We start from the raw sequence: 19180 nt of genomic DNA, 5'->3' as shown, positions 1-19180 counted from the left end.
GCCGCAATGGTATCGGCGGCACCGATCAGCCTGCCGGCGGCGCCGCGTCGTCTCCGACGCCCATCGCACGCCGATAGTCGCGCGGGCTCGCCCCGGTGTGCCGCTTGAAGAAGCGGCAGAAATAGGCCGGGTCCTTGAAACCGAGCTCGAACGCCAGCTTCGACACCGGCGCCGCAATATAGGTGAGCCGCCGGCACGCCTCGCGCGCGAGCCGCGCATGCACGATGTCGAGCGCGGACTGACCGGTCTCGGCCCGCGTCAACCGATTGAGCCGCTCCGGCGTCATGCCGAGTTCGTCGGCGTAGCGCGCCACCGACCAGTGATCGCGGTGATGCGCCTCGACCAGCACGATGAAGCGGGTGAACAGCGCGGCATGCCCGCTGCCGCGCCGCGCGCCTTGCGACTGCCGCGCGCTCTGCTGCGCCAGCCGCCACACGATCGAGCGACCGAGCCAGTGCGGAACCGGCGAGGCCGCGGAATCGGCGGCGGCGAACTCGTCGGCGAGGTCGACGAACAGCGCGGCGATGCGCCGCGTCGCGACCGCCTGTGCGTCGAGATGCAGGATCTGCGCGGTTGCGAACAAGTCGCGCAACGCCTCGCCGGTCGCCGGCACGTCGCCCTCCACCACCGCCCGCGGATTGAACGTCAGCACATAGCCGTCAGTGTCGCGCGAGAAGCGGAAGGCATGGACGACGCCGGGGGGAATGATCACGGCGACCGGGCCGGCACAGCGCTCGCGGCTTTCGTCCAAGGCGATCTCGGCCGGGCCGGAGCCGACCCAGAGGATCTGGTGCAGGCCCTGATGGGTGTGCGCCTCGATCTCCCAGCGATACAGCTTGCTGCGCACCTGGATCGGCTCGACATGCAGCATGTCCGGCTGCGCGGCCGACGCTTCGCCGTACAGCGCGAACGCGGGGATCGACGGCTTGGTGCGAAAGCGGGGCATGAGCGAGAGCTAACCCTGAATGTCGGAAAAGTACAAGTCTTGGCCGGCTTTCGTGTCTCACGCCGCGGCCACGGCTCGGCTAGATCAATGAAAAGAACAACAACGACCACACTCAATGGAGAGGAGGCCCAAGATGTTCGCGTTCGACCCGTATTCGCCTGCGGTCGATGCCGACCCGTTCCCGTTCTACAAGACGCTGCGCGACGAACACCCCTGCTTCTGGAGCCCGCAGGCCCAGGTGTGGATCCTGTCGCGCTATGCCGATGTGGCGGCGGCCGGAACGAACTGGCAGACCTATTCGTCGGCCAAGGGCAACCTGATGACCGAGCTGCCGAACCGTGCCGGCGCGACGCTCGGCACCACCGACCCGCCGCGCCACGACCGGCTGCGCGGCCTCGTCCAGCATGCCTTCATGAAGCGCAATCTGGAGAGCCTGTCAGGCCCGATCCGCGACATCGCGCGCGACTGCGCCGAGGCGCTGCGCGGCCAGGACCGGTTCGACTTCATCGAGGCATTCTCGTCGAAATTCACCGTGCGCGTGCTGTTCGCCGCGCTCGGCCTGCCGCTCGGCGACGAGCAGACGGTGCGCGACAAGGCGGTGCTGATGGTGCAGAGCGATCCGGTGAGCCGCGCCAAGGGACCGCAGCACATCGCAGCCTACAACTGGATGCAGGACTATGCGGCCGGCATCATCGCGGAGCGCCGCGCGCGGCCGCAGAACGACCTGATCTCGCACTTCAGCATGGCCGAGATCGACGGCGACAAGCTCGACGAGCGCGAGGTGCTGCTGACGACGACCACGCTGATCATGGCCGGCATCGAGTCGCTCGGCGGTTTCATGACGATGCTGGCGTATAATCTCGCCGATCACGCGGAGGCGCGCCGGGCCGTCGTCGCCAATCCCGACCTGATGGCGGACGCCGTGGAAGAGTCTCTGCGCTACAACACCTCGGCGCAGCGCTTCCGCCGCTGCCTGCAGAAGGACGTCACCCTGCACGGCCAGACCATGCGCGAGGGCGATTTCGTCTGCCTCGCCTACGGCTCCGCCAACCGCGACGAGCGGCAGTTTCCCAATCCGGATGTCTATGACATCAGGCGCAAGCCACGCGGCCATCTCGGCTTCGGCGGCGGCGTGCACGCCTGTCTGGGATCGGCGATCGCGCGCATGGCGATCAGGATCGCGTTCGACGAGCTGCACAAGGTCGTGCCGGACTATCGCCGCACCCAGGAGCAACTGCCCTGGATGCCGTCTTCGACCTTCCGCAGCCCGATGTATCTCGAGCTGACGGTGCATTAGTCATCGCGAGGACTAATGGCAGGCTCGAGCTCGCGCCTCGCTGACGGTACGCCCCCTCGCCCCGCTTACGCCGGACGAGGGGCACCAACGGGTCTACAAGAGCTCAAACCAGCGCGCCGAGATCCGCTGCGCTGAAGCCCTTCAGGCCCGCCTTGTCGCCGGCCTTGATCTTGGCGACCCATTCGGCATCGCTGATCAGCGCGCGGCCGACCGCAATGAGGTCGAACTCCTCCTTGGCCATGCGCTCCAGCAGCGCATCGAGATCGGCCGTCGTCGACGGCTTGCCGGCGAAGGCCGAGAAGAATTCATCGGACAAGCCGACCGAGCCGACGCTGATGGTCGCGGCGCCCGTGATCTTCTTGGCCCAGCCGGCGAAGTTCAGGCCCTTCTCGCCGTCCACGTCCGGGAATTCCGGCTCCCAGAAACGGCGCTGCGAGCAGTGCAGGATGTCGACGCCGGCCGCGACCAGCGGCTGCAGCCAGTCGGCCATCAGCGCCGGCGTCTCGGCGAGGCGCGCCGCATAGTCCTGCTGCTTCCACTGGCTGACGCGCAGGATGATCGGGAAATCGGGACCCACCGCCTTGCGGATCGCGGCGACGATCTCGCCGGCAAAGCGGGAGCGCTCCTTGATGGTGGCGCCGCCATAGCGGTCCTCGCGCTGGTTGGTGCCGGACCAGAAGAACTCGTCGACCAGATAGCCGTGCGCACCATGGATCTCGACGGCGTCGAAGCCCGTGCGCTTGGCGTCGGCCGCGGCTTGCGCGAATGCGGCAACGGTGTCGGCGATGTCGTTCTCGGTCATCGCGTTGCCGCGCGGCTTGCCGGGCGCAACCAGCCCGGATGGGCTCTCGACCGGCGCATCGGGCTCCCAGCGGCTCATGCCCTTGGTCGAGCCGGTGTGCCAGATCTGTGGCGCGATGCGGCCGCCGGCGGTGTGCACGGCGCTCGCCACGTTCTGCCAGCCGGCCAGCGCGGCATCGCCGTGGAAGAAGGGAATATTGGGCTCGTTGCGCGAGGCCGGGCGGTTGACGACAGTGCCCTCGGTGAGGATCAGCCCCACGCCACCTTCGGCGCGGCGGCGGTAATAGGCAGCGTTGGCCTCGCCGGGAACGCCGTTCGGCGCGGCGTTGCGGGTCATCGGCGCCATGACGATGCGGTTCTTCAGCTCCAGCGACTTCAGGCGAAACGGACGAAACAGCACGCTGGTATCGAGGTCGGACATTCAGGGGGCTCCATTGCGTTCGGAACCGCTCCAGTATACTTCGTAAACCTGAAGTCAATCAGGCACCCGAAGTCGCTCAGGTATATCGGAGGAAACCGCTGTCGTGACCGCCGCATCGACATCACAGACCGCCCCGCTCCGCTGCAAGCCGCAGCACTTCTCGTCGGAATGCCCGAGCCGGGTGCTGATCGACCAGATCGCCGACAAATGGTCGATGATGGTGCTGGCCGTGCTGGACTCCGGTCCACTGCGCTTCAACGCGATCAAGAAGCAGCTCGAGGGCGTCACCCAGAAGGCGCTGACGCAATGCCTGCGCCGGCTCGAGCGCAACGGCCTCGTCGCCCGCGAGGTGATCGCGGACTCGCCGGTCGCGGTTCAGTACGAGATCACGCCGCTCGGCCGTACCCTGCAGCCCCCGTTCCGCGCGCTCTATGCCTGGACCATCGCCAAGATGCCGGAGGTCGAGCAGGCCCGGCAGGCCTTCGACGAGCGCCGGAGTCGCTGATCCCAGGCGGCCAAAGGCCGCTACTGGAAGGCCACCTCCGCGAAGCTGCGCAGCTTGCGCGAATGCAGCCGCTCCGACTCCTGATGCTTCAAGAGCTCCAGCGCCTTCAGCCCGATCTGGAGATGCTGGCCGACACGCTGGCGATAGAAGTCGCTCGCCATGCCGGCGAGCTTGATCTCGCCATGCAGCGGCTTGTCGGAGACGCAGAGCAAGGTGCCGTAGGGCACGCGGAAACGATAGCCGTTGGCGGCGATTGTGGCCGACTCCATGTCGAGCGCGATGGCGCGCGACTGCGAGAGGCGATGGATGACGGCCGGGCCGGAGATCTCCCAATTGCGGTTGTCGACGCTGGCCACGGTGCCCGTGCGCATCACCCGCTTCAGCTCGAACCCGGAATAGCCGGTGACCGTCTCCACGGCCTCCTCGAGCGCGACCTGCACCTCGGCGAGCGCCGGGATCGGCACCCAGGGTGGCAGCTCCTGGTCGAGCACATGGTCCTCGCGGACATAGCCGTGCGCCAGCACGTAATCGCCGAGCCGCTGCGTATTGCGCAGGCCCGCGCAGTGGCCGACCATCAGCCAGGCATGCGGCCGCAGCACCGCGATGTGGTCGGTGACGTTACGCGCGTTCGACGGACCAGTACCGATGTTGATCAGCGTGATGCCCTGGTGCCCCGGCTCGACGAGATGAAGCGCCGGCATCTGCGGCGTGCGCGCCGGCGCGGAGCCGGTGGTGCCGCCGCCGAGACGGGCATTGCGGGTGATGACGTTGCCCGGCTCGACGAAGGCCTCGGCTGCGCCCTGCCCGGCCGCCAGTTGCTGGCGGCCCCAATCCGCGAAGGCGTCGACATAGAACTGATAGTTCGTGAAGATCACGAAGTTCTGGAAATGGTCCGGGTCGGTGCCCGTATAATGATAGAGCCGGCGCAGCGAGTAGTCGACGCGCGCGGCGCGAAACAGCGACAGCGGCTCGGGCATGCCGGGCTTCAGTCCGAGCGTGCCGTCGGCGATCGCATCGTCCATGGTCGCAAGATCCGGAGCGTCGAACACGTCGCGCAGCGAGCGCGTCACCAGCGGGCTCTCGTGGTGCGGAAGCGCCGTCTCGATGTTGATGTCGCGGCGGTAGGCGAAATGCACCGGGATCGGCTCGGCCGACTCGCCGATCTCGACCGGCACGCCATGATTCTCGATCAACAGACGGATCTGCTCGGTCAGGTACGAGCGGAACAGGTCCGGCCGCGTGACGCTGGTCTCGTGCACGCCGGGCCCCGCGACGAAGCCATAGGCGAGACGCGAGTCGAGCCGGGCGTGACTTGCGGTGGTCAGCCGCACGAAGGGATAGGTGGCGCGGATCCGTGTCGCCGGCACGACGCCGTTGGCATAGGCCTCGAAATGGCCGCGCAGGAAAGCGGTATTGCGCTCGTAGATCTCTTCGAGCCGGGCCACCGCGGCGGCCGCGTCGGTGAAGGTTTCTGTTGCCACGGGTGGCGGAGATTGGACAGTCAATGGCGATCCTTTGTATCCGGCGGACGGTCGTCGAGGCAGACTTGCGCAATCATAGAAATCACCCCTGGCTTTGCCCAGGGGGGCGGGTCACGCGACGACGCCCATGAACTGGACGTTGAGCCATGATGCGCTGCATTGCGACAAGGATTTGTGGCCGAATGTTTCAATTGCCTGTGCGCGTCATTGCTCATAAGACGGTTTCACATTGGCCGGAACAGGTCGATATCTGAAAAGGGAGGTCATCGCGCAGCATGTCGCAAGCGAATGGATTCGGATTGGCTGGCGTCATCGGCATGCCCGTCGCTCATTCCCGCTCGCCCACGATCCACAATTTCTGGCTCAACGCGCACGGCCTGCGCGGCGCCTACGTCCCGCTCGCGGTTCAGCCGGAGCGGCTGAAGGATGCGCTGGCTGGGCTGGTGGCGCTCGGATTCCGCGGCTGCAACGTGACCATGCCGCACAAGCAGACGGCGATGCCGCTGCTGCACCGGGTCAACGACACCGCACGACGCATCGGCGCCGTGAACACGATCGTGGTCGAAGCGGATGGCACGCTGAGCGGCTTCAACAATGACGGCAACGGCTTTGTCCAGAGCCTGCGCGATGCCAGGCCGAACTGGCGCGCCGACGAAGGCCCTGTTCTCTTGCTCGGGGCCGGCGGTGCAGCGCGCGCGGTCGTTGTGGCGCTGCTGGAGAATGGTGCCCGCGACATCCGCATCTGCAACCGCACCACCGAGAAGGCGCAGGCCATCGCAGCCGAATTCGGGACGGCCATCAGCACGGTGGCGTGGGATGATCGTTCGGCGGCAGTCGCCGATGTCGCCCTGCTCATCAACAGCACCGATCGCGGCATGATCGGAAAGCCCGCATTGGAGATCGACCTGGGGCGGCTGTCCGCGACGACGCTCGTCGCAGACCTGATCTACACACCGCTCGAAACGCCCTTCCTCGCGGATGCGCGCGCGCGCGGCTGCACGACGGTCAACGGGCTCGGCCTGCTGCTCAACCAGGCGCGTCTCGCTTTCCAGGCCTGGTTCGGCGTGCTGCCCGACGTAACGCCCGAACTGATCAAGGCCATTCAGGCGACGTTCTGAGCGTCTGTCAGAGAAGGCTCGACCATGGCACTTCCGGCAGGCCCCAGGATCGATTGCCACCTCCACACCATCGATCCCGCGCGCTTCCCCTACGCGCCGGATACGCCCTATCGTCCGACCGGCCAGGAAATCGCGCCCGCCGCGCATCTCATTCGCGTGCTCGACGTCTTCGACGTCCGGCACGCGCTGATCGTTGCGACCAATTCCGGCTATGGCTCCGACAGCCGCATCCTGCTCGACACGCTCAGGCTCGGAGATGGCAGGTTCAAGGGCGTTGCGGTCGTCGAGAAGGACGTCGACATCGGAGAACTGGAGCGGTTGAAGGCCGCTGGCGTCATCGGCATCGCGTTCAACGTGCCGTTTCACGGCACCGACTATTACCGCGACGCCGCGCCGCTGCTGGACAAGCTGACCGACCTCGATCTGTTTCTGCAGGTCCAGGTCGAGCAGGATCAGTTGCTCGACCTGCTGCCCCTCATCGAGCGGTCGACGGTCCGCCTCGTGTTCGATCACTGCGGCCGGCCTGCCGTGGAGCATGGGCTGCGACGCCCATCCTTCCAGGCCCTGCTCGCGCTCGGCCGCGACCGCGACGCGCATGTGAAGCTGTCCGGCTACTACAAATTCGCGCGCCAGCCCTATCCGTACGCCGACACATGGCCGTTCATCGCCGCGCTGGTCGAGGCCTTCACGCTCGACCGCTGCGTGTGGGGCTCCGATTGGCCGTTCCTGCGCGCGCCCGAACGCCTCGACTACGGGCCGCTGCTGGCCGGCATTACCGAGATCTTTCCGGACCCGGACGATCAGCACCGGCTGCTATGGCGAACGCCGTCGCGACTACTGGGTTTTGCAGAGGCACCCGCAAGTTCATCATCATAAGCAAAAAACAATCGGGAGGACGTCATGAGGCATCTGGGAAGATTGAGCGGCTTGGCGGCCGCCATGGCACTGTGGGCGGGTTTGGCCTGGGCAGAGAACACCGTCTACATTCCCGATGTCGTCGAGCTGTCCGGCCCCGGAGCCGTGTCGGGCACGAACTGGCGCGATGGCGTCGCCCTGGCGGTCGACGAGATCAACAATGCCGGAGGCATTCTCGGCCGCAAGATTGCGACCGAGCACCTCGACACCCAGAGCAATCCCGGCGTCTCCCGGGCCCAGGTGCAGAAGGTGCTCGACCGCGAGCCCTATGTAGTGCTGGGGCCGATCTATTCGGGCTCGGTCAAGGTCAACATGGCGCTGACGCAGCAGGCCGAGGTGCCGCAGATCGTCGGCGCCGAGGCCGCCGATATCACGACGCAAGGCAATCCCTGGATCTTCCGCACCGCCTTCGGCCAGCAGTTCAGCATGCCGAAGATCGCCAACTATCTGCATGACCAGCTGAACGTGAAGTCCGTCGCGGTGGTCTGGGTGAACAACGATTTCGGCAAAGGCGGCCGCGACAGCTTCGTCAAGGAGATGAAGGCCCGCGGCATCGAGGTGGTGTCGGACATCTCGACCGAACAGGGCCAGGTCGATTTCGGCTCCGACGTCATCAAGCTGAAGAACGTCAAGGCCGACGCGATCTTCGTCTACACCAACGAGGAAGAAAGCGCGCGTTTCCTGATCGAGGCCAAACGTCAGGGATTGTCGGTGCCGCTGTTCGGAGAGACAACGCTGCTCAGCCAGAAGGTCGTGGAGCTCGCAGGCCCCGCCGCCAACGGCGTGCGCGGCCATGTCGGCCTGAGCGCGGATGCGCCCATTCCTGCCATCCAGGCCTTTGCGAAGAAGTTCAACGAGCGCTACCGCTACTGGCCCGACCATAACGGCATCAAGGGCTATACCGCGGTCTATCTCGTCAAATACGTGACCGAGATGATCGGCAAGTTCGACGGCCACGCTTTCGGCGCCACCATGAAGGGATTGACGCTGACGCCGGACAAGGCGCCGGGCATGCTGATGGAGGCAAGCTGGGACCAGAACGGCGACATCGACCGTGAGAGCTTCCTGGCCGAGATCGTCGACGGCAAGCAGAAGATCGTCGCGACGCTGCCGAAGCTGAAGCCGTCCAAGGCGCCGTAGATCTGCGCCATCGTAGAAGCCCTCCTCACGCGCAACGCGCGCAAGGAGGGAAGAAGTATCAGCCCTTGGCGAGCTGCACGTCGAGATCGTGCAGCACCTGGTAGCAGGGCAGCACCTGGGCCACGGAGGCGTTGGGCTCGCGGCCCTCGCGGATCGCGGCGAAGAACTCGCGGTCCTGCAGCTCGATCCCGTTCATGGAGACGTCGACCTTGGAGACGTCGATCTTCTCTTCCTTGCCGTTCACCAGATCGTCGTAGCGGGCAATGTAGGTGCCGGTGTCGCCGATGTAGCGGAAGAAGGTGCCGAGCGGGCCGTCATTGTTGAACGACAGCGACAGCGTGCAGATCGCGCCATTGGCGGCCTTGAGCTGGATCGACATGTCCATGGCGATGCCCAGGGTCGGGTGGATCGGACCCTGGATCGCATTGGCCTTCACGATCGGCGAGCCCGCCTGATAGGCGAACAGGTCGACGGTGTGGGCGGCGTGGTGCCACAGCAGATGGTCGGTCCAGCTGCGTGGCTGGCCCAGCGCGTTCATGTTGGTGCGGCGGAAGAAGTAGGTCTGCACATCCATCTGCTGGATGTGGAATTCGCCGGCCTTGATCTTCTTGTGCACGAACTGGTGGCTGGGATTGAAGCGGCGGGTGTGGCCGCACATCGCGACCAGCTTGGTCTCCTTCTGCAGCTCCACCACCTGCTGCGCGTCCTTCAGCGAGTCGGCGAGCGGAATCTCGACCTGGACATGCTTGCCGGCCTTGAGGCAGTCGATCGCCTGCGCCGCATGCATCTGGGTCGGCGTGCAGAGGATGACGGCATCGACCTCCGGCAGCTTGAGGCTGTCGGCGAGCTCGGTCGAGACGTGCTTGATACCGTATTTGTCGGCGACTTCCTTGGTCTGGTCGAAGCGGCGGCCGACCAGCGACACCACCTCGACCCCGTCGATGTTCTTGATGCCGTCGAGATGCTTGATGCCGAAGGCGCCGGCGCCGGCGAGCGCGACCTTGATGGTCTTGGCCATATCAGTTGTTCTCCAGGATCAGATGGCCGACGGCCGTGTTGCTCGCCGGCACATGATAGAAGCGGTGACGCACGGTCGGCGCGTTGCCCTTCTTGGTCTCGTTGACGTCGCTCATGGCGCCGCGCGCGATCAGCCACATCACGAGCTCGATGCCCTCGCTGCCGGCCTCGCGGACGTACTCGATATGCGGCACCTTGGACAGGCCTTCCGGATCGTTGATCAGCTTGTCCAGGAACATGTTGTCCCATTCGCGATTGATCAGGCCGGCGCGCGGCCCCTGCAGCTGGTGGCTCATGCCGCCGGTGCCCCAGATCTGCACGTTGAGCGGCTCGTCATAGCTCTCGATCGCCTTGCGGATCGCCTTGCCGAGCATGAAGCAGCGGCGGCCGGACGGCACCGGATATTGCACGACGTTGACGGCGAACGGGATCACCGGGCACGGCCAGGCATCGACCTGGCCGAAGATCAGGCTGAGCGGCACGGTGAGGCCGTGATCGACGTCCATCTTGTTGACGATGGTGAGGTCGAAATCGTCCTGGATCACCGACTGCGCAATGTGCGCGGCGAGCTTCGGATGCCCGATCACCTTGGGGACCGGGCGCGGGCCCCAGCCCTCGTCGGCCGGCTGATATTCAGCCGCGGTGCCGATCGCGAACGTGGGAATCATGTCCAGGCTGAAGGCGGTCGCATGGTCGTTGAAGACCAGGAATACGACGTCCGGCTTCTGCTCCTTCTCCCACTGCTTGGCGAAGTCGTAGCCGGCGAAGACCGGCTTCCAATAATCCTCGCCGGTCTTGCCGAGGTCGAGGGCTGCGCCGATCGCCGGGACGTGCGAGGTGAAGACGCTTGCGGAGATATGGGCCATTTACTTCTTCTCCCCGGTGTAGCGGTTGCCCTCGACCGAGCGGCCGCCCTTGATCATCATCTCGCGGTACTGGTCTTCGGTCATGCCGGTCATGCTGCCGGCCATCTGCTGAAAGCTCTTGCCGTCAGTCGCGCCGATCTTGGCGAGAAAGTAGATGTTGCCGCCGAGCGCAATGCAGCGGTTGAGGTCGCGGTCGAGCACCGCCTGCTTCTGCTCCTCGCTCATCGGCCATTCGTCGAGATAGGCGCGCTCATTGGCCTTGAAGCGGGCGCGGTTCTCCGCCTTCATCAGCGACATGCAGAACTGGTTGAGGTGATAGCCCATCCGCGACATGTCCGCGTCGAAGATGGTCGTGCCGGGAACGTCGGTATAGGGTTTGTCGAGCGACATCGCTTCCCTCCTTCAGGATTCGTCGGGCCAGTACAGCCGCATCGGATTGTCGACCAGGAGCTTGTGCTGCAGCTCCGCGGTGACGGCGATATGCGGAATGAAGTCGACCAGCAGGCCGTCGTCCGGCATGTGGTCCTTCAGGTTCGGATGCGGCCAGTCGGTGCCCCACAGCACGCGATCCGGGAAGGTCTCGACGATGCGTCGGGCGAACGGCACCACGTCGCGATAGGCGCTCTGCTCGCCGTTCAGCGCCGGCGGTCCTTTGACCGAGAGACGCTCCGGGCAGCTCACCTTGGACCAGACGTTGCCGTGCTCGCGCATGAACTTCACGAACAGCTCGAACTCCGGACCATCGACCGGCTTGGTCACATCAGGACGGCCCATGTGGTCGACGACGACCGTGGTCGGCAGCGAGGTGAAGAAGTCCCATAGCTCCGGCAGGTCGACGGCTTCGAAATAGATCACGACATGCCAGCCGAGCTTGCTGATGCGGTTGGCGATCTCGATCAGCTCGTCCTTGGGCGTGAAGTCAACCAGGCGCTTGACGAAATTGAAGCGGACGCCGCGCACGCCGGCGTCGTGCATCGCCTTCAGTTCCTCGTCGGTGACGCTGCGCTTGACGGTGGCGACGCCGCGAGCCCTGCCGTTGGAATGCACCAGCGCATTGACCATGGCGCGGTTGTCGGCGCCGTGGCAGGTTGCCTGCACCACGACGTTGCGCGCGAAGCCGAGATGGTCGCGCAGCGCATAGAGCTGCTGCTTGGAGGCGTCGCAGGGGGTGTACTTGCGCTCGGGCGCATAGGGGAATTCGGCGCCGGGGCCGAACACGTGACAATGCGCGTCGACACTGCCGGCCGGCACCTTGAAGCGCGGCTTCGACGGGCCGTCATACCAGTCGAGCCATCCCGGGGTCTTCTGGAACTCCATGAGGTTCCCTACTCCTTGGACTTGATCTTGTTGAGAATGCGATCGGCCTCGGTGCGCCAGTCCGGGCTGCGCGCGAATTCCTTGGTGCCGCGGGTGCCGAACAGGCCGCCATCGGCGAGATCGGCGACCCAGGCCTGGCGCTCGGCGGTGCCTTCCGCCGACCACGGCGTCAGCCCGATGTCGCGCACGGTCTCGGCAACCTCCCTCACCTCCTCGGCGCGGCGGCGGCCATGCTCGATCACGCGCTGAAAGAAATAGGCGCCCTGCTTCTCCCAGTCGATGCCGGGGAACGTCTCCTGCAGCGAAGCCAGCACCGCGTCCTCGACGCCATAGGCGCGCGCGGTGGTGAAGCTCTCGATCACCATCGCCTCGAGGCCCTTGATCATGATGCTGCGGCACATCTTGGTCGCCGAGGCGACGCCGAGCTTGTCGCTGGCGGGCTTGGCGGCGAAGCCAAGATCGTTGAGCAGCGGCGCCAACTCGCGCGCGCCGGCGCCGCCGAGCAGCAGCGGCACCTTGATGCGATACGGCGGCACCGAGGTCATGACCGCGCCCTCGACATAGCGGCCGCCGGCGCCGTCGATCAGCGCGGCGGCGCGCTGCTTGGCGCCGGGCGAGGCCGAGTTGAAGTCGAGGAACCACGCGCCAGGCTTGATGGCTGCAGCGCAGGCCTCGGCGACGGCCACGTCCTGGCTGGCGGTCACCGCGGAGACGATGAAGTCGGCCTCCGCCGCCAGCTCCGCATGCGATGCGGCCAGCGTCACGCCGATGCTGTCGGCGTGGTCACGCATCGCGTCGCCGCGCGAGTCGGCCAGCTTGACGTCATAGGCCGAGACGCGCACGCCGTCCTTGCGCAGATCCTCGGCGAGGATCTTGCCGACCTCGCCGTAGCCGATCAGCCCGACATGCCATCGGTTCGAAGGATTTGGGTTGGACGCCGCGGTCATGCTCAATCGATGTATTTGAGCCCGGCCTTCGCCAGCGGCTCGCGCATCTTGTACATGTCGAGGCCGAGCACGCCGGACGCGAGCTTCTCGCGCTTGTCGGCCTCGTTGGCCTCGCGCGCAGCAGCGGCGTCGGCTGCCTGGTGGGCGACCGCGGCCGGCACCACGACGATGCCGTCGACATCGGCGACGATCACGTCACCCGGATTGACGGCAGCTCCGGCGCAGACGATCGGGATGTTGACCGAGCCGAGCGTGGCCTTGACGGTGCCGCGAGCCGAGATGGCGCGCGAGAACACCGGGAACTGCATCTCAGTCAGATCAGCAACGTCGCGCACGCCGCCGTCGATCACGAGGCCCTGGGCGCCGCGGGCGCGGAAGCTGGTCGCCAGCAAATCGCCGAAGAAGCCGTCGGTGTTCTCCACCGTGCAGGCGGCGACGACGACGTCGCCGGGCTGGATCTGCTCGGCCGCAACATGCAGCATCCAGTTGTCGCCGGGCTGCAGCAGCACGGTGACGGCCGTGCCGCACATCTTCGCCGTCGGATAGATCGGACGCATGTAGCACTGCATCAGGCCGACGCGGCCCATCGCCTCGTGGATGGTGGCGACGCCGAACTTCGACAGCTTCTCCACCGCCGCCTTGTCGGCACGGGTGATGCTCTTCTTGACGATGCCGAGATTGTTCATGGGGGTGCTCATCTCGCTGGTCCTAGTTCACTTGCCCTTGGCCTTCAACGCGGCGTCGAGACGCGGGAACACGCGCCGGGCGTTGCCTTCGTAGATCTGGTGGCGCTGCTCGGGGGTCAGCTTGGCGGCCTCGATATAGCGCTTGGTGTCGTCGTAGTAGAAGCCGGTCTCCGGGTCGATGCCACGGACGGCGCCGATCATTTCCGACGCGAACAGGATATTGTCGATCGGGATCACGCCGGTCAGCAGGTCGATGCCCGGCTGGTGATAGACGCAGGTGTCGAAGAAGATGTTGTTGAGCAGATGATCCTTCAACAGCGGCTTCTTCAGTTCCTGGGCGAGGCCGCGGAACCTGCCCCAGTGATACGGCACCGCGCCGCCGCCATGCGGGATCAGGAACTTCAACGTCGGGAAGTCCTTGAACAGGTCCGACGTCAGGCACTGCATGAACGCCGTGGTGTCGGCGTTGAGGTAGTGCGCGCCCGTCGTGTGGAAGCAGGCGTTGCAGCTGGTGGAGACGTGGATCATCGCGGGGATGTCGAGCTCGACCATCTTCTCGTAGATCGGATACCAGTGCCGGTCCGACAGCGGCGGCGAGGTCCAGTGTCCGCCGGACGGATCCGGGTTGAGGTTGATGCCGACGAAGCCGTACTCCTTGATGCACTTCTCCAGTTCGGGAATGCAGGTCTTGGGGTCGACGCCCGGCGACTGCGGCAGCATCGCGACGCCGATGAAATTGTCCGGGAACAGCTTGCTGACGCGGTAGCACAGCTCGTTGCAGATCGCGGCCCAGGTCGAGGACACCTGGAAGTCGCCGATGTGGTGCGCCATGAAGCTCGCGCGCGGCGAGAACACGGTGAGGTCGCTGCCGCGCTCCTTCATCTTCTTGAGCTGGTTGCTCTCGATGCTCTCGCGCAGCTCGTCGTCGCTGATTTTCAGCTCCGACGCCTTCGGCATGACGGACGGATCCTTGATGCCCGCGATCTGCCGGTTGCGCCACTCTTCCAGCGCCTTCGGGGCCGTCGTGTAATGGCCGTGCACGTCGATGATCACGTCAGTCTCTCCCTCAAAGCTTCTGTGTCTTGCGGTGGCGCGCGCCGCTCAATGCGCCACCACGGCGGAGCCGACATCCTCGCCGCTGCCGCGGCCTCCCGGTCCCACGACCTGCTTTACCACAAGGGCGAGCGCCGCGATCAAGCCGGGAACCGCGATCACGGTGAAAATCTCGCTGAAGGTCAGGTGGCGCGCGGTCAGCTCGGCGACCAGGAATGAGCCGGCGATGCCACCGAAGCGGCCGATGCCCATCATCCAGGCCACGCCGGTGGCCCGGCCCTGGGTCGGATAGAAGGAGGCGGCCAGCGCCGGCAGCGACGACTGCGCCGTGTTCATGACGACGCCGGCGGCGAACACGATCACCACCAGGAAGCCCATGTTGCCGACCGCCTGCCCGATCAGGAAGATCGTCACCGCGGTCAGGGCGTAGCCGACCGCGACGATGCGGTTGGCGTTGAAGCGGTCCATCAGCAGGCCAAAGAACACCGCGCCGACGCCGCCGAGCGGGAACAGCGCCGAGATCAGGGTCGCGGTCTGCGGGTTGAGCCCGACATCCTTGAACAGGACCGGCATCCAGTTGATCAGCGAGTAGAAGATCACGAGCCCCATGAAATAGGTGACCCACAGCATCACCGAGCCGACGCGCAGCACCGGCGACAGCACCATGCCGATGCCGGTGGCGTTGACGCGCCGGGTGGTCTCGGCGTGCTCCGGCTCCAGCATCACGAACTGGGCGACATCGGAGGCTGCAGCCGATATCCGGCGCATCACCTTGCGGACGCGCTCGACGCTCGCGCCGCGCGACAGCAGGTAGTGCACCGACTCCGGCAGGATCGCGATCAGCAGCACGGTCAACACCAGCGGCGTGACGCCGCCGAGCACCAGCACGCTGCGCCAGCCCCATTGCGGGATCATCCACGCCGCGAGGAAGCCGCCGCAGGCCGCGCCGAGCGGAAAGCCGCAGAACATCAGGTTGGTCATGGTCGCGCGCAGCCGGCCCGGACAGTACTCGCTGAGCAGGGTCACGGCATTCGGCATGGCGGCACCGAGGCCGATGCCGGTGACGCAGCGGAGCACGGTAAGCTCGGTGAGGTTGCTCGCGAACGCCGAGGCCAGACAGGCGATGCCGAAGATCAGCACGGAGCCGACCAGCACCAGCTTGCGGCCGAGACGATCGGCGATCGGCCCCGCGAACAGCGCCCCGCCGGCAAGACCGAACAGCGCCGCGCTCAGCACCGGTCCCAGCGCCGATTTCTCGATGCCCCACTCCTTCAGGAGCGACGGCGCGATGAAGCCGATCGCCGCGGTGTCGAAGCCGTCGAGCAGCACGATGACGAAGCCGAGCGCGAAGATCAGCCACTGGAAGCCGGAGAACTTGTGGTCGTCGAGAAAGGCCTGGACGTCGACGCGGGCGGTCGTTGGCATCGCTTCTGCTTTCCTTGGGGTGCTGTTCTTGCGCCTTGACCGACGTCCGCAGGCGCGCGTCCCCTGACGGGATCGGCCCTGCGCTTCGGAGGCTTGACCGGGTATGTGACCGAGCGCGCCGGCCCGCGCCAGCGCCCGGAGGCTTCTATCAGCTATTCCGAAACGGCATAAGATATCAGAGGAGCCATGCTGATTTTAGAATGGGTCTGAACAACTCCGCTGTTGGCTTTCGCACGGCTCAGACACCGCGGGCTCCACCCTCCCCTGGAGGGGGAGGGTCGGCTCACGGGGAGCGAAGCGAGCCGTGAGCCGGGGTGGGGTGATCTCTCCTCTGGCACCGGCGCGCGGGGAGAGATCACCCCACCCCGCTCGCCCGCTTCGCGCGCGAGCGACCCTCCCCCTCCAGGGGAGGGTGGCACTGCCCGAGCCGAGATCACCCGCGATTCACCGCGGCAGCTTCCGGATCAGCGCGGTCGCCAGCTTGATGGTCTGCTGCGCCAGCGGCGTCGGGCGCTTGTGCGCCGAGGTGACGAAGCACAGCACGCTGGTCGGGGCGGGCTCGGTCAGTGGGCGGATGGCGAGCTCGCTGGCGCGGCCCGAGGCGGCGACGCCACTCGGGGTCAGCACGGCGTGGCCGTAGCCGGCGCAGACGAGATCGATGATCGAGGGCACGCTCGACACCTCCCAGGCGATGTCGAGCTTGATCCCGGCGAGCGCCGCTTGCGTCTCCAGCAGGCGCCGCATCGCGTGCACCCGCTCCGGCATGATCAGCTGGTAGCGCGACAGCTCGGCCATCGGCAGCGGCGCGGTGACGCGGCGCTTGCCCTTGGGCGCGTGGCTCACCAGCGCCAACGGCTCCTGCAGCACCGGCGTGATCTCGATGCCGGGCTGGGCTTCCGGATTGTAGACCATGCCGACGTCGATGCGTCCGGTGGTGACCCACTCCACCACATGCGTCGACAGGCCCTCGACGACGGCCAGTCGCGCCGCCGGATACTCCTTGCGGAAGCGATCGATCAGCGGCAGCGTCAATTGCCGCGCGATGCTCGGTGGCAGGCCGATGGTGACGCGGCCGACCGGCGCATCTCGGCTGGCGCCGAGATCTTCGCGCGCATGCGCCACCAGCTGCAGCACGCCGACGCTGTGGTCGAGCAGCCGCTTGCCGGCCTCGGTCAGCGCCACGCCCCGCCCGTTGCGCGCGAACAGCTGCTGCTTCAACTCCGATTCCAGCGCCCGCACCTGCCGCGACAGCGCCGGCTGCGCCACGTCGAGCACGGACGCGGCCTTGCTGAACGAGCCGAGCTCGGCGACCTGCACGAAATATTCGAGCTGCTTGAGGTTCATGGGTGAACGCCTCGACCATCAAGCGTCAGTCTGCCGCGCTGCCCGCCCCACCCCCGACTGTCGTCCCTGCGAACGCAGGGACCCATAACCACCGGCCCTGATTGTTGAGCACGAAAGGCAACTCGGAGTCTTTTCCGACAATCGGCCGTCCGCGGTATGGGTCCCTGCGTTCGCAGGGACCACAGCGGAGGATGCGGCGGCAGCACACCCGATTGTTGACAGCGTCGCCCCATCAGCCGCCTCATCTCAATTCAGCACGTTCACCGAGAAATTCAGCGCCGACGCGAACGCGACCCAACAGGCATAGGGCACGAACAGCAGCGCCGCGATCCGGTCCTCGCGCCATTGCATCACGATGAAGGTCACGATCAGCACGAACATGCTGGCGATGATCGCGAACGCGACCCACATCAGATGCGCGGTGAAGAACACCGGCGACCAGGCGAAGTTCAGCACCAGCTGTCCCCACCACACCTGCATCACCGCACCGCTTTCGACCCGCTCATAGGTGCGCCAGCCGGCGACCGCGATCATGATGTAGAGCACGGTCCAGGCGACCGGAAACAGCCAGCCCGGCGGGGTGAACCAGGGCTTGTTGAGCGAGCCGTACCAGGCGCCGGGCATGTTGGAGGCGCCGATGATCCAGCCGCCTCCGACCACGAGAACCAGCAGGACGAGGAGATGCAGGATGGATCGGTTCATATTCCGCTCGGCGTGATTTGCAGGAGGAGGTTCTCGGTCCGGTCCGCTGGCGACCGGCAGCCATGCGGCCGAGGCACCCACGCGCGCACTGGACAGGGCTGCCCGGGACGCGTAGCCAGGACATAACACAATGCGAGGAAAAGTCAGGGTTTTCGCCTGACCACCAACGTCCAGGGACCGGAACGCCGATCACATCTGCGCCGGGTCCTGATACCAGGAAACGGAGTTTCGTCAGTGGCTGATTCCCCGGCCCCCTCTTCAGCCATCGTCTCGATCGCGGCCGTCGAAGCCGGCCTCGCCGCCCAGGGCTATATCGCCAGCCGCCAGATCGCCACCGCCGTCTACCTGTCGCAGGCGATCGACAAGCCGATCCTGGTCGAGGGCCCAGCCGGCGTCGGCAAGACCGAGCTTGCCAAGGCGATCGCCGCCTGGCGCGGCCTCAAGATGATCCGGCTGCAATGTTATGAGGGGCTCGACGAGGCCAAGGCGCTCTACGAGTGGAAATACGCCAAGCAGCTGCTCTACACCCAGATCCTGAAGGACAAGCTCGGCGAGGTGCTCGGCGGCGCTCAGACCTTGCATGCGGCGCTCGGCCAGCTGCACGATTTCGGCGACGTGTTCTTCTCCAAGGAGTTCGTCGAGCCGCGGCCGCTGCTGCAGGCGCTGCTCGAGCCCGAGGGCTGCGTGCTGCTGATCGACGAGATCGACAAGTCCGACGCCGAGTTCGAGTCGCTGCTGCTGGAGATCCTTTCGGACTTCCAGGTCACGATCCCCGAGCTCGGCAGCATCGCCGCCGCCAAGCCGCCGACCGTGATCCTGACCTCCAACTCCGAGCGCAATCTCGGCGACGCCCTGAAGCGGCGCTGCCTGCATCTGCACATCGGCTTCCCCGAGCAGCGGCTGGAAGAGCGCATCGTCGAGAGCCGCGTGCCCGGCATCTCGCAGAATCTGCGCCGGCAGCTCGTGGCCTTCATCCACGACGTCAGAACGCTCGACCTGAAGAAGCAGCCGTCGGTCAGCGAGACCATCGACTGGGCGCGCGTGCTGGTGCTGCTGCAGGCGGCCGAGCTCGGCCATGACGTGGTGAAGGATACGCTCAACGTTCTCTTGAAATACGAGTCCGACATCGAGGTGGCGCTGCCGCAGGTGACGACCTTCGTCGCCAAGGCGCAGCGCCAGAACATCTTCGGGTGAGGCTC

Annotated in this window: 19 protein-coding genes; 6 read left to right on the top strand and 13 right to left on the bottom strand. The window is 66.1% G+C overall.

Features of this window, described 5'->3' with window-relative positions; genetic code table 11:
- Positions 1-25: 25 nt before the first annotated feature.
- Complete coding sequence (locus QW887_RS10925) at positions 26-946, bottom strand: helix-turn-helix domain-containing protein (RefSeq protein WP_315751984.1); 921 nt, start codon at positions 944-946, stop codon at positions 26-28.
- A 133-nt stretch (positions 947-1079) separates the two neighbouring features.
- Between QW887_RS10925 and QW887_RS10920 the strand changes: the two genes are divergently transcribed.
- Positions 1080-2243 carry a cytochrome P450 gene (locus QW887_RS10920; RefSeq protein ID WP_315751985.1) on the top strand — a complete coding sequence of 388 codons (1164 nt, stop codon included), beginning with the start codon at positions 1080-1082 and terminating at the stop codon, positions 2241-2243.
- A gap of 103 nt (positions 2244-2346) precedes the next feature.
- Here the strand turns inward: QW887_RS10920 and QW887_RS10915 are convergent, their stop codons facing one another.
- On the bottom strand, positions 2347-3465 hold the full coding sequence (locus tag QW887_RS10915) for an NADH:flavin oxidoreductase (RefSeq protein WP_315767957.1): 1119 nt from the start codon (positions 3463-3465) through the stop codon (positions 2347-2349).
- Between the two features lie 181 nt (positions 3466-3646).
- On the opposite strand from QW887_RS10915, the gene QW887_RS10910 reads away from it, so the two are divergent.
- Positions 3647-3970 (top strand): winged helix-turn-helix transcriptional regulator, encoded by a 324-nt coding sequence (locus tag QW887_RS10910; protein ID WP_409977936.1) that lies wholly within the window; start codon positions 3647-3649, stop codon positions 3968-3970.
- Positions 3971-3990: 20 nt separating this feature from the next.
- Here QW887_RS10910 and QW887_RS10905 read toward each other — a convergent pair whose 3' ends face one another.
- Positions 3991-5475 (bottom strand): AMP nucleosidase, encoded by a 1485-nt coding sequence (locus QW887_RS10905; RefSeq protein WP_315715638.1) that lies wholly within the window; start codon positions 5473-5475, stop codon positions 3991-3993.
- A 251-nt stretch (positions 5476-5726) separates the two neighbouring features.
- Here QW887_RS10905 and QW887_RS10900 point away from each other — a divergent pair, with 251 nt between their 5' ends.
- Genes QW887_RS10900 through QW887_RS10890 form a run of 3 tightly spaced genes read left to right on the top strand, consistent with a single transcriptional unit; the run spans position 5727 to position 8624 of the window.
- Complete coding sequence (locus QW887_RS10900; RefSeq protein ID WP_315826459.1) at positions 5727-6569, top strand: shikimate dehydrogenase; 843 nt, start codon at positions 5727-5729, stop codon at positions 6567-6569.
- A gap of 24 nt (positions 6570-6593) precedes the next feature.
- Positions 6594-7445, top strand: a complete 852-nt coding sequence (locus QW887_RS10895; RefSeq protein ID WP_316194529.1) for an amidohydrolase family protein — start codon at positions 6594-6596, stop codon at positions 7443-7445.
- A 24-nt stretch (positions 7446-7469) separates the two neighbouring features.
- Positions 7470-8624 (top strand): ABC transporter substrate-binding protein, encoded by a 1155-nt coding sequence (locus QW887_RS10890; RefSeq protein ID WP_316194528.1) that lies wholly within the window; start codon positions 7470-7472, stop codon positions 8622-8624.
- A gap of 58 nt (positions 8625-8682) precedes the next feature.
- Here the strand turns inward: QW887_RS10890 and QW887_RS10885 are convergent, their stop codons facing one another.
- The 10 genes from QW887_RS10885 to QW887_RS10840 all read right to left on the bottom strand — a co-directional run bounded on the left by QW887_RS10885 (position 8683) and on the right by QW887_RS10840 (position 17939).
- Positions 8683-9642 carry a Gfo/Idh/MocA family oxidoreductase gene (locus QW887_RS10885; protein ID WP_315751989.1) on the bottom strand — a complete coding sequence of 320 codons (960 nt, stop codon included), beginning with the start codon at positions 9640-9642 and terminating at the stop codon, positions 8683-8685.
- Between the two features lies 1 nt (position 9643).
- Entirely contained in the window at positions 9644-10507 is an 864-nt protein-coding gene (locus tag QW887_RS10880; RefSeq protein ID WP_315715633.1) for a class III extradiol dioxygenase subunit beta, read from the bottom strand.
- Entirely contained in the window at positions 10508-10897 is a 390-nt protein-coding gene (gene ligA, locus QW887_RS10875; protein ID WP_257168873.1) for a protocatechuate 4,5-dioxygenase subunit alpha, read from the bottom strand. It lies immediately after the preceding gene.
- A 12-nt stretch (positions 10898-10909) separates the two neighbouring features.
- Complete coding sequence (locus tag QW887_RS10870; protein WP_316194527.1) at positions 10910-11824, bottom strand: amidohydrolase family protein; 915 nt, start codon at positions 11822-11824, stop codon at positions 10910-10912.
- An 8-nt stretch (positions 11825-11832) separates the two neighbouring features.
- Positions 11833-12771, bottom strand: coding sequence for an NAD(P)-dependent oxidoreductase (locus QW887_RS10865; protein ID WP_315715630.1), 939 nt, complete (start codon positions 12769-12771; stop codon positions 11833-11835).
- Positions 12772-12773: 2 nt separating this feature from the next.
- Positions 12774-13469 carry a 4-carboxy-4-hydroxy-2-oxoadipate aldolase/oxaloacetate decarboxylase gene (gene ligK / locus QW887_RS10860; protein WP_315741189.1) on the bottom strand — a complete coding sequence of 232 codons (696 nt, stop codon included), beginning with the start codon at positions 13467-13469 and terminating at the stop codon, positions 12774-12776.
- 15 nt (positions 13470-13484) lie between these two features.
- A complete protein-coding gene (locus tag QW887_RS10855) occupies positions 13485-14510 on the bottom strand; it encodes an amidohydrolase family protein (RefSeq protein ID WP_008971778.1) in 1026 nt (341 codons plus the stop codon).
- Positions 14511-14558: 48 nt separating this feature from the next.
- Positions 14559-15935, bottom strand: a complete 1377-nt coding sequence (locus tag QW887_RS10850) for an MFS transporter (RefSeq protein ID WP_316194526.1) — start codon at positions 15933-15935, stop codon at positions 14559-14561.
- 444 nt (positions 15936-16379) lie between these two features.
- Positions 16380-17279, bottom strand: a complete 900-nt coding sequence (locus QW887_RS10845) for a LysR substrate-binding domain-containing protein (protein ID WP_316191800.1) — start codon at positions 17277-17279, stop codon at positions 16380-16382.
- 246 nt (positions 17280-17525) lie between these two features.
- On the bottom strand, positions 17526-17939 hold the full coding sequence (locus QW887_RS10840; protein ID WP_316194615.1) for a TspO/MBR family protein: 414 nt from the start codon (positions 17937-17939) through the stop codon (positions 17526-17528).
- A 276-nt stretch (positions 17940-18215) separates the two neighbouring features.
- Between QW887_RS10840 and QW887_RS10835 the strand changes: the two genes are divergently transcribed.
- A complete protein-coding gene (locus tag QW887_RS10835; protein ID WP_316194525.1) occupies positions 18216-19175 on the top strand; it encodes a MoxR family ATPase in 960 nt (319 codons plus the stop codon).
- Positions 19176-19180 lie beyond the last annotated feature (5 nt).

Origin of the sequence: Bradyrhizobium sp. SZCCHNRI3052 (genome assembly GCF_032484895.1) — a bacterium.
Lineage (GTDB): Bacteria > Pseudomonadota > Alphaproteobacteria > Rhizobiales > Xanthobacteraceae > Bradyrhizobium.
This window is presented reverse-complemented; position numbering and strand designations above follow the sequence as displayed.